The sequence below is a fragment of the Kitasatospora sp. NPDC092948 genome (genome assembly GCF_044754805.1).
Lineage (GTDB): Bacteria > Actinomycetota > Actinomycetes > Streptomycetales > Streptomycetaceae > Kitasatospora.
The window spans coordinates 165,170-175,155 of sequence record NZ_JBIVPU010000005.1 but is presented as its reverse complement, the minus strand read 5'-3'; the positions used below and the strand labels follow the sequence as shown (position 1 = coordinate 175,155).

Genomic DNA, 9,986 nt, shown 5'->3' with positions numbered 1-9,986 from the left:
CCGTCCCGTTCAGAGGGCACGCGAACCAGACAGGAGCACCTCATGAGGCACCGCATCGTCGTCCTCGGCGCCGGCTACGCCGGAGTCCTCGCCGCCGGCCGCCTGGCCCGTCGGCTGTCCGCCGACGACATCGAGATCACCGTGGTCAACGCCTCCCCCGACTTCGTCGAGCGGATGCGGATGCACCAGCTCGCCAGCGGCCACCCGGTCGGGTTCCGGTCGCTCGCCGATCTGTTCGAGGACACCGGCGTGCGGGTGCGGGTGGCCCGGGTCACCGGCCTCGACCCCGAGCGCCGGACCGTCGCCGTCACCGACGAGGACGGCGACGCCGAACTCGGCTACGACACCCTGCTGTACGCGCTGGGCAGCACCGTGGACCGGCGTGACGTCCCCGGTGTGGCGGAGTTCGGACACGACGTCACCGGGCTGCCCTCCGCGGTGCGGCTGCGCGAACGGTTGGCCGGCCTGGGCGCGGGCGCCGCCGTGCTGGTGGTGGGGGAGGGGCTGACCGGCATCGAGACCGCCGCCGAGATCGCCGAGGCCCGCCCCGACCTGAAGGTGGCCCTCGCCGCCCGCGGCGAGCTCGGCGCCTGGCTCTCCCCGAAGGCCCGCCGCCACCTGCGCCGGTCCTACGCCCGGCTCGGCATCACCGTCTGCGAGCACACCGCGGTCGAAGCCGTCGAACCCGGCCGGGCGATCGCCGCCGACGGCAGCATCCTGCCCGCCGACGTCACCGTCTGGACGGCCGGTTTCGCCGTCCACCCGATGGCGGCGGCGAGCGGCCTGGAGGTCGCCGCGGACGGCCGGATCCTGGTCGACCGCACCATGCGCTCCGTCTCGCACCCGGACGTCTACGTCGTCGGCGACTGCGCCCACGCGATCGGCACCAACGGCCGCCCGCTGCCGATGTCCTGCGCCTCGGCCGGCCTCACCGCGGGCCAGGCCGTCTCGTCGATCGTCGCGCGCCTGACGGGCCGTGAAGTCCCGCTCGCCGCAATGAAGTACGTCGGCAACCACATCAGCCTCGGGCAGCGCGACGCGATCGTGCAGATGGTGGACGCCGACGTCCGCTCCAAGTCCTGGTACCTGGGCGGCCGGACCGCCGTCGGGTTCAAGGCGAGCGTCCTCAAGTTCTCCGCGTGGGCCGTCGCGCACCCGACCAACGGTCTGCCCAATCGCCGGCGCCACCTGACGACCGCCCCCGCGCAGACCCTTGGACAGGCCCAGGGGCAGGCCGCTGCACAGACCCCCGCGCAGACCGCTGCACAGCCCCCCGCGCAGACCGCGGTGCAGACCCCCGCGCGGGGCCCGGTGCGGAGCGCCGCCTAAGTTGCTGTGCATGGACAGCGTCGCCGTCGACCGATTCGAGGCCAGCCGGGGCCGGCTGGCCTCGCTCGCGTACCGTCTGCTCGGCTCGGCCGCCGATGCCGAGGACGCCGTGCAGGACGCGTTCCTGCGCTGGCAGGCCGCCGATCGCGCCCGCATCGAGGTGCCCGAGGCGTGGCTGACCAAGGTGGTCACCAACCTCTGCCTGGACCAGCTGCGTTCGGCCCGCGCCCGGCACGAGCGGGCGGTCGGCGAGCTGCTCCCCGAACCGCTGCTGCAGGGCGACCCGATGCTCGGCCCGGCCGACACCTTCGAGCAGCGCGAGTCGGTGTCGCTGGCCGTGCTGACCGTGATGCAGCGCCTCGCGCCGGTCGAGCGGGCCGCGTACGTGCTGCGCGAGGCGTTCTCCTACCCGCACGCCGAGATCGCCGGGATGCTCGACATCAGCGAGGCCGCGAGCCAGCAGCACGTCCACCGGGCCCGTCGCCGGGTCGCCGCCGAGCACCGCGGCGGCGGCGCGGAGACCGACCCGGCGGCCGCGCGGCGGGTGGTCGAGGAGTTCCTGAGCGCCGCGACCTCCGGGCGGGTCGACCAGCTGGTGGCGATGCTCACCGCCGACGCCACCGCGGTCACCGACGGCGCGGGCCTGGCCAGGCGGCTGCTGCGGCTCACCAGTCGCGAACAGATCGCCGCCAACGTGCGGGCCGGGTTCCGGCCCACCCCCGCCAAGATCCGGCTGGCCGGCGGCGCCCCCGCGCTGCACATCGCGCAGGTCAACGGCGGGCCGGCGGTGGTCGCCGTGGTCGACGGCCGGGTGCGGGGCGTCGTGGTGCTGGAACTGCGCGACGGCCGGATCGCCGGGCTGTGCGGTGTCGCCGCGGTGGGACGGCTGGCCCGGCTCGACGCGGCCTGGCAGCAGCTCGACGTCGTGCCGCCGCCGGCCGCCGCATGGTGACCGGAAGCGGGGCTTGACCTTGACCCGAGGTCAAGCCCCAGGCTGAAGGCATGACGCAGAACACGAACACCACGTCCCGCAAGGCTGCCTGGTCCGGACTGGTTCCGGTGGAGGACACGGCGCTGGCCGTCACCGACACCGGCGGCCCCGGACAGCCCGTGCTCTACCTCAACGGCTCCTACGCCACGCAGCGGAACTGGCGGCACGTCATCGCCGAACTCGGCGACGGCTACCGGCACATCACCTTCGACGAGCGGGCCCGCGGCCGCTCGAGGCAGTCGGCCGACTACTCGTTCGAGGCGTGCCTGCGTGACATCGACGCCGTGCTGGACGCCACCGGGGTCCGGCGTCCGCTGCTGGTCGGCTGGTCCTACGGCGCGGCGCTGGCCCTGCACTGGGGCACCCGCAACCCGGATCGGACGGCCGGCGCGGTGATGGTCGACGGCGGCTACCCCTGGGACTACCTGGCCACCGTCGAAGGCGGCCGGGAGGCCGGCCGGGAGCAGATCCGCACCATCTTCCGGAGGTTCGGGTGGATCATGCCGCTGGTCCGGCCGCTGGGCATGGCCGCCCGGATGTCCGCCGGGCAGCACGCCGAGGTCAACATCGAGCTGAACGAGATCGTCGCCGACAGCGACCCGGTGTTCGACCTGGTGACCTTCCCGATGCGGTTCCTGGTCGCCACCGGCGCCAGCCTCGGCGGCACCGCGGAAGGCCTGACCGCGATGCGCGCCACCCTCGACCCGATTCTCGCCCGCAACCCGCACGTCCAGGTCAGCGCCACTGTCCCGAGCAAGCACACCACCATCGTGCGCAAGGACTTCCGGGCCGTCGCCACCGCCGTCCGCGAGACTTGCGAACCCGCCGCACAGTGAGCTTTTCTGACGGAATGACAGACGGCATCACGATCGGCCGGGCCGCCGCGTTCGCCGGGATCACGGTGAAGACCGTCCGGGTCTACCACCGCACCGGCCTGGTCGAGGAACCCCGTCGCGACAGCTCCGGCTACCGGCGCTACGGCACCGCCGAACTGCTGCGCCTGGTCCAGGTCCGCACGTTGGCCGGCGCGGGCGTCCCGCTGGCGGAGATCGCCCCGATCCTGGACGCCGAGGGCGAGGACTTCTCGACCGCGCTCGACCGGGTCGAGGAGAACCTCACCCGGCGGATCCAGGAACTGACCGCCCGCCGCGCCACGCTGCGCCGCCTCGCCACCGGAGACCGGGTGCTGCTGCCCGACCGGGCCTGCGCGGTCCTCGACCGGATGCCCGACCTGGGCTTCTCCGCCGAGGACGTGACCACCGCCCGGGAAGGGCTGATCCTGGTCCGCGCGCTGATGCCGGACGGCTTCGACGACTACCTCGCCCAGATCGAGCACGGCCTCGACGACCCCCGGCACGTCGCGCTGATGAAACTCACCTGGAGCGCCGGGAACTGGGCCGCCGACGATCCGCGGATCGAGGAACTCGCCGAGGAGATGGCCCGGCACTTCCTCGCCGACCCGTCCCTGCTGCCCACCCTGACGGGCCTTCAGGAGCAGGACGACGCCGCCGCCCGACGCGAACTGCTCACCCACCACGGCGAGGACGAGCGGCCCGGCTGGACCAGGCTCACCGCGCTGATCCAGCAGAAACTGCGCGCGGCGGGCACCGAGCTGCCCTGACGCCCGCCAGCCGGTCCGGCTCGCGGGCTCGGCCCCGGCGGGTTCCGCCTCTGCGGGTTCGGCCCGTGCGGGTTCAGCCCTTCGCCTGCCGGCGTCCGTTCAGCCGGCCCAGTGAGTCCACGTACTTGAGCATCAGCCGGGCGAGCTCCAGACGGTCGTCCTCGGTCCAGTCGGCGGTGATGTACTCGAACGCGGCGCGCTGGTGGCGGCGGAAGTGCGCCATCAATTCGAGCCCGGCGGGGCTGAGGTGGAGGACGGTGCGCCGGCCGTCGTGCTGGGAGGCGGCGCGGACCAGGTAGCCGGCCTTGATGTTGTCGGTGACCATCCGGCTGGCCACCGAGGGGTCGACGCCGAGGATCTCGGCGAGGGCGCCGACGGTGATCTCCTTGTCGGAGTCGCGGGTGTGCTCCAGGACGTGATTGAGCACCAGGGTGCGGTTCAGGTCCTTGGCCGAGATCGGGTTCTCGACGTCCAGCAGGGCGGTGCGGCGCAGCTTGCCGAACGCCGGGCCGACCGCGTCCAGCAGGTCCTCGGCCGTCGGTTCCGGCAGCTCCGGCAGCTCCGGGGGCTGCTGGGGCTCCTGGGGGGTGTCGTTCGTCCTCATGCGCCCATCCTAGGGTCGGTGACCATACGAAGGCATGTGTTGACGTTCAATTACATGCATGTAAGCATGCATATGCCGATGGTCGGGCAATGTTCGAGGCCGTCGGCAGTCAACGTCACGACACCCGGGGGGTTTCCCATGACCGTTCTCATCACCGGCGCCCGCGGCCGGATCGGCAAGACCGTGATCGACCGCCTGCACGCCGCAGGCCTGCCGGTCCGCGCCGCCAGCACCAGGCCGACCGAACTGACCGTCCCGGCCGGGGTCGCCACCGTCGAACTCGCCCTCGACCGGCCGGAGACCTTCGCCCCGGCGCTCGCCGAGGCGCGCCAGGTCTTCCTCTACTCCAACCCGGAGGGCATCGACGACTTCGTCGAGGCCGCCCGGGCGGCCGGTGTCGAACACGTCGTCCTGCTCTCCTCGTCCTCGGTCCTGGTGCCCGACCCGGAGACCAACCCGCTCGCCGCGCAGCACCTCCGCGTCGAGCGCGCGCTGGCCGCCTCCGACCTGACCGCGACCGTCCTGCGCCCGGGCGCCTTCGACAGCAACGCGTTCGGCTGGGTCCACCCGATCAGTCAGGGGCTGCCCGTCCAACTCGCGTACCCCGACGCGCACCTCGCCCCGATCCACCCCGAGGACATCGCCGACATCGCCGTCGAGGCCCTGAGCGGCACCGCTCTCAAGGGCCGCACGGTGACCCTCACCGGCGGCCAGTCCCTCACCTTCCGCGAGCAGCTCGACGTGCTGTCCGACGTCCTGGAGCGCGACATCACCGTCGAGGCGATCGACGCCGCCGAGGCCGAGCGCCAGATGACCCGCTTCATGCCCGCCCCGGTGGCCGCCTCCCTGCTCGCCGTCTACGCCGACGCGTGCGCGGGCCCGGCGGCGATCGCCGACACCACCCGAACGCTGCTCGGCACCCCCGAGCGCAGCTTCCGCCAGTGGGTGACCGAGAACGCCGCCGCGTTCACCGCCTGCTGACCGAGCCGCCGTGCGGTCGGGCTGCCCTGCTGCCCTGTTTCCCTGCTGCCGTGCGGTCGAGCTGTCGTGCCGCCGGGCCTGTGACCTGCGCGCCGGGCCCGGCGGTGGTGTTGGGGTGCCCCGTCGTTCGCGGTCGTCGCGGATCGGGAACAATCCGTGCCGTGACCGACTCACCGATCCCCGCCGAGAACCGCGCCGCCCGGCTGACGGATGACGCCTGGCAGCGCCTGCGCGCGGAGGCGGCCGCGCTGGAGGTGCCCTGGGCGGAGGCCCACCGGCAGCTGATCGAGGCCGCGCATGCCGAGCCGGCGCTGCGCGCCCTGTACCCGTTCACCAGCCACTGGGCGCTGCGCTTCTCCACCACCACCGGCCCCGCGATGTGCACCGTCGGGCCGGTTCTGTCGGCGGAGGGGGACGGCGGGTTCGGGGTGGGCACCGGCATCGTCGTCGCGAACCTCGGCCGGTTCGCCACCGCGAGCGAGGCTGTGGCGTGCGCCGTCCGCGAACTCCCGCCCGACATCGGTCCGGTGGTGCTCGGCGCACCGCTGCGGCCCTGGGGCGACGGGTAGCCTGCCGCACATGTTCGAGTACCACGGCTGGGTGACCGTCCGGGAGCGGGCCGACGCGGAGGACGAGGGCGCGGACTTCGCGGTGCAGCAGGCCCGGCTGCGGCGACTGGTGCAGGGCATCGAGGAGCGGGCCCGGGAGGTCGGCGGGCCGTCCGGGCTGGTGGATGTGCGATTCGTCAACGGCGAAGCGTTCCTGCACCTCGGCGGGTTTCGGAACCACCGTGATCCGCAGGTGCCGGCGCTGTTCCGCGAGGTCGGCGTCCGGGCGCCCGGCTCCTACGGTCTGCTGTACGTCCACGACGACGAGGACCGGGCGCACGCCGACGGGTTCGTGGTGCACCGGATGGTGCGGGGGCAGGTGAGCGTCCACGCGGATGCCCACCTGTCGCCGTGCGTGCCGGTGCTGGAGGACCCCTGGACCGGTTGACGGACCGTCAGGGGCGGCGGGCCAGGAAGACGAACTCGCGGCCCGGGCGGTCGGGGGCGTCGCGGACCTCACGGACGTCGAAGCCCGCCGCGTGCAGGTCGGCGGCCAGCTCGGCGCGTTCGCGGAAGCGCAGCGTGGAGTCGGAGGTGAGGTGTCGGCCGTCCGAGGCGAAGACGTAGTGCGAACGGAACGTCACCAGCGGGCCGGTGACGTCCACCAGGTCGAGCCAGGCCTCCACCCGGCCGACCTCCGGCAGGTCGGCGACCTGGTGGGTGGCGTCCCGGGTCCACTCCTCCCAGGCACGGCGGGACGGGTCTCGGGTTTCGAACACCAGGTGGCCGCCGGGGCGGAGTGCCGCGTGGGCGGCGCGCAGGGTGTCGAGCCAACCGGTGGGGTCGGTGATCGCCTGGGCGACGTTGGCCGTCATGGTGACCAGGTCGACCTGGAGCGGCGGCAGCGCGGTCGCGTCGCCGGAGATCCAGCGGACGCGGTCGCCGCCCGGCTTGGCCCGGGCCACGGCGACGGACGCCGCCGCCGGGTCGGCCCCCGTCACCTCGATGCCCCGTTCGGCGAGGAGCAGGGCGAACACGCCGGTGCCGCAGCCGAGATCGAGGACGCTGCGCGCGCCGAGTTCGTCGACCAGGGCGAGATAGGGGAGCAGATCGGAGCGGTCCGGATCCAGCGGGTCGTAGAGCGCGGCCAGCCGGGGGTCGGTGAAGCACTCGTCAGCCATGGCGGTCAGGGTACGGCCGACGGGCCGTCAGACGCCCGTGGTTTTCTGCCCGGTGGGTCGGTGGGTCGGTGGGTCGGTGGTCTGGTGGCTCGGCAGCTCGGTGGCGCGGTCGGACGGTGGCCGGCGGCCGGCGGTTCGGTGGAAAACCCGTTGCCGTCGGGACGGGACGTTGCCTACGGTGTGCGGGTGAACACCGGAACGGCCATGGGCCACGCACGGATCGGTGACCCGGTGGGCGGCTGAGGCCGCCCCGGGTGCCCTCGGGGCGCCCGCGGGTTCGGGGACCGCCCGGTCCTGGGAGCAGTTAGCCCCAGACCGAGCAGGCCGACAGGCCTGCGCCACCCCCCCCGAAACCGGAACGAGGTCCACCCGAGCCATGCCTGCTGCTTTCAACCACACCATCATTCCCGCCACCGACCGCGTCGCGTCCGCAGACTTCTACCGCGAGCTGCTGGAGGCCGAACAGGCCCCGTCCTGGGGGCCGTTCACCAATCTGACGCTGGCCGACGGCGTGCTGCTCCAGTTCGCCGAGCCGCCGGTGGAGATCCAGAGCCACCACTACGCGTTCCTGGTCGACGACGAGCACTTCGACCGTGCCTACGCGCTGCTGTGCGAGCGCGGGATCCCGCACTGGGCCGACCCGCAGATGAAGCGCCCCGACGAGACCAACACCGAGCACGGCGGGCGCGGCGTCTACCTGCTCGACCCGGCCGGCCACGGCCTGGAACTGATCACCCGCCCCTACCTGTAGAAATCCGGTAGGCGGTCGGCGGTGCGGGTGCGAGGATGAGCCGATGGACCATCAGGATCTGCGCGCGGCCCTCGCGGAGCTGCGCCTCACCCTCGTCCCGCACCTGGACGCCGACTGGAGCGTTCCGGCTGGCGGGCTGGAGTGGTCGTGCCAGGAGACCCTGGCGCACATCGGCCACGACCTGCTCGCCTATGCCGGCCAGTTGGCGGCCCGCCCTGCGGACCGCTACCTGCCGTTCGACCTGACGGTCCGTCCGGGCGCCGACCCCGCCACCACGCTGCAGATCGCGCTGGCCTGCGGCGAGTTGCTCGCACTGGCGCTGGCCGCCGCCGACCCCGCCGTGCGGGCCTGGCACTGGGGCCCGGCGGACCCCAGCGGCTTCGCCGCGATGGGCGTCGCCGAAATCCTGCTGCACACCCACGACATCGCCACCGGCCTCGGCCTCGACCGGACCCCGCCGCCCGAGCTGTACGCCGCCGTACTGGCCCGGCTGTTCCCCGACGCGCCGACCGGCGACCCGGTGCGGGTGCTGCTGTGGTGCACCGGGCGCGGCGAACTGCCGGGCCTGGCACGGCGCGAGTCCTGGGGGTGGAAGGCGGCCGTCTCCGACTGACTGCCGGGGCGGAGAGCCGAGACAGGGTAGGGGCAGGGCCGGGACAGGGCATGGCCGGCCTGGGTGTGGGGCCGGCGGGTCGTCAGGACGGTGTCGGGACCATGCGGTGCAGGCCCTTGCGGTCGTAGTAGGTGGTCATCGCGAAGCCGAAGACCAGCGCCGCCACGAAGCCCACCGCGATCATCACCCAGGCCCTGGTCAGCCCGGCGTCGGCCTGCGCGTCGAAGTACAGGATCGCCCGCACCCCGCCCGCGACCTGCCGCATCGGCTCGAACGCGCCGAGGAAGCGGTAGAAGGACGGGGTGGCCTGGAGCGGGATGGTCGCGCCGGAGGACGGCAGGGCGAGCGCGATGAAGACGAACATCGCGATCAGCTGGCCGAGGGTGCCGAACGCCGCGTTGATCGCCTGCACGCCCAGGCCCACGGTGACACAGGCGGCGAACGAGAACACCCACAGCAGCGGCAGGTGCGGGGCGTCCATGCCGAGGATCCCGATCGTCGCCAGCATGATCATCGTGGTGGTGACGACGGACAGCCCCGCCGTCATCCCCATCTTCACCACCAGCGTCTGTGTCCGGTTGATCGGCACCGTCGGCCGTCGCGAATGCCACGGCCCGATCTCGCTGTCCGCGTAACCCAGCGCCGTGTCCACCCCGTTGTGCACCAGGTTGGCGCTCAGGAAGCCGGCCAGCACCAGCAGCAGCGTGTAGTAGAACGCGCTCAGGCCGAGCCCGGTGTGCCGGGCGATCGGATGCCCCGGCTGCACCTGCACGTCCACCGGGTCGGCCAGCAGCAGCCGCGCCGTCGCCGGGGCGTTCGGCACCGCCGCCGTCAACTGCCGGCCGACCGCCAGCGACGACTGGTGCGCCGCCTGCTGGGTGATCTGACTTGCCAGCGAGGACGCCAGCGAACCGGTGCCCGGATTGGTCAGCGTCAACAGCACCGGACGGGCCGAGGCCTGATCGGTCGTCAGCGCGGCGACCGTCCGGGAGAAGTCCTCCGGGACCACCAGCGCCCCGTACACCCGGCCCGAGGACAGCTGCTCCTGGGCCTGCGCGCGGGTCACCCGCCGCCACTGCACCTGGCCCGGCGGCGTCCCCGCCGCCACCGCGTCCGTCACCTGTACGCCCAGCGGCGCGGACTGCCCCGGCAGCGGTGGGCCGGCGTCCGCGTCCACCAGCGCGATCGGCATCCGGTGCAGGTGGTCCGACGGGGTCAGGATGCCGCCCATGTACAGCAGCGACAGCACCAGCGCCACCAGCGCGCTCAGCACCCCCGGGATCAGCCACAGCCGCCACCGGCGCAGCACCTGCCCCGCACGCGCCTGCGGGGCGTGCACCTGCGGGGGAATTCCGGTTGCCATGCCA

The 9,986-nt window shown here is 73.3% G+C and carries 12 protein-coding genes; 9 read left to right on the top strand and 3 right to left on the bottom strand.

Annotated elements, in window-relative coordinates:
• Positions 1-42 precede the first annotated feature (42 nt).
• The 4 genes from ACIQF6_RS17785 to ACIQF6_RS17770 are packed head-to-tail and all read left to right on the top strand — an operon-like array spanning position 43 to position 3,941.
• Positions 43-1,329, top strand: a complete 1,287-nt coding sequence (locus ACIQF6_RS17785; protein ID WP_400895764.1) for an NAD(P)/FAD-dependent oxidoreductase — start codon at positions 43-45, stop codon at positions 1,327-1,329.
• 10 nt (positions 1,330-1,339) lie between these two features.
• Positions 1,340-2,281 carry a sigma-70 family RNA polymerase sigma factor gene (locus ACIQF6_RS17780; protein WP_400895762.1) on the top strand — a complete coding sequence of 314 codons (942 nt, stop codon included), beginning with the start codon at positions 1,340-1,342 and terminating at the stop codon, positions 2,279-2,281.
• Between the two features lie 50 nt (positions 2,282-2,331).
• The gene (locus ACIQF6_RS17775; RefSeq protein ID WP_400895759.1) at positions 2,332-3,156 is read left to right on the top strand and encodes an alpha/beta fold hydrolase; all 825 of its coding nucleotides are present in this window, start codon (positions 2,332-2,334) and stop codon (positions 3,154-3,156) included.
• A 14-nt stretch (positions 3,157-3,170) separates the two neighbouring features.
• On the top strand, positions 3,171-3,941 hold the full coding sequence (locus ACIQF6_RS17770; RefSeq protein WP_400895757.1) for a MerR family transcriptional regulator: 771 nt from the start codon (positions 3,171-3,173) through the stop codon (positions 3,939-3,941).
• 73 nt (positions 3,942-4,014) lie between these two features.
• Here the strand turns inward: ACIQF6_RS17770 and ACIQF6_RS17765 are convergent, their stop codons facing one another.
• On the bottom strand, positions 4,015-4,545 hold the full coding sequence (locus ACIQF6_RS17765; protein ID WP_400895755.1) for a MarR family winged helix-turn-helix transcriptional regulator: 531 nt from the start codon (positions 4,543-4,545) through the stop codon (positions 4,015-4,017).
• A 138-nt stretch (positions 4,546-4,683) separates the two neighbouring features.
• Between ACIQF6_RS17765 and ACIQF6_RS17760 the strand changes: the two genes are divergently transcribed.
• From ACIQF6_RS17760 to ACIQF6_RS17750, 3 genes are all read left to right on the top strand, one after another.
• The gene (locus ACIQF6_RS17760) at positions 4,684-5,526 is read left to right on the top strand and encodes an SDR family oxidoreductase (protein ID WP_400895752.1); all 843 of its coding nucleotides are present in this window, start codon (positions 4,684-4,686) and stop codon (positions 5,524-5,526) included.
• Positions 5,527-5,687: 161 nt separating this feature from the next.
• Positions 5,688-6,095 carry a DUF6193 family natural product biosynthesis protein gene (locus ACIQF6_RS17755; protein ID WP_400895751.1) on the top strand — a complete coding sequence of 136 codons (408 nt, stop codon included), beginning with the start codon at positions 5,688-5,690 and terminating at the stop codon, positions 6,093-6,095.
• A 10-nt stretch (positions 6,096-6,105) separates the two neighbouring features.
• The gene (locus ACIQF6_RS17750; protein ID WP_400895748.1) at positions 6,106-6,522 is read left to right on the top strand and encodes an Imm7 family immunity protein; all 417 of its coding nucleotides are present in this window, start codon (positions 6,106-6,108) and stop codon (positions 6,520-6,522) included.
• A gap of 7 nt (positions 6,523-6,529) precedes the next feature.
• Here the strand turns inward: ACIQF6_RS17750 and ACIQF6_RS17745 are convergent, their stop codons facing one another.
• On the bottom strand, positions 6,530-7,255 hold the full coding sequence (locus ACIQF6_RS17745; RefSeq protein WP_400895746.1) for a class I SAM-dependent methyltransferase: 726 nt from the start codon (positions 7,253-7,255) through the stop codon (positions 6,530-6,532).
• A 376-nt stretch (positions 7,256-7,631) separates the two neighbouring features.
• Between ACIQF6_RS17745 and ACIQF6_RS17740 the strand changes: the two genes are divergently transcribed.
• The gene (locus tag ACIQF6_RS17740) at positions 7,632-8,006 is read left to right on the top strand and encodes a VOC family protein (protein WP_400895744.1); all 375 of its coding nucleotides are present in this window, start codon (positions 7,632-7,634) and stop codon (positions 8,004-8,006) included.
• Positions 8,007-8,049: 43 nt separating this feature from the next.
• Positions 8,050-8,619 carry a maleylpyruvate isomerase N-terminal domain-containing protein gene (locus ACIQF6_RS17735; protein WP_400895741.1) on the top strand — a complete coding sequence of 190 codons (570 nt, stop codon included), beginning with the start codon at positions 8,050-8,052 and terminating at the stop codon, positions 8,617-8,619.
• Between the two features lie 82 nt (positions 8,620-8,701).
• Here ACIQF6_RS17735 and ACIQF6_RS17730 read toward each other — a convergent pair whose 3' ends face one another.
• On the bottom strand, positions 8,702-9,982 hold the full coding sequence (locus tag ACIQF6_RS17730) for a YhgE/Pip domain-containing protein (RefSeq protein WP_400895739.1): 1,281 nt from the start codon (positions 9,980-9,982) through the stop codon (positions 8,702-8,704).
• Between the last annotated feature and the right edge of the window lie 4 nt (positions 9,983-9,986).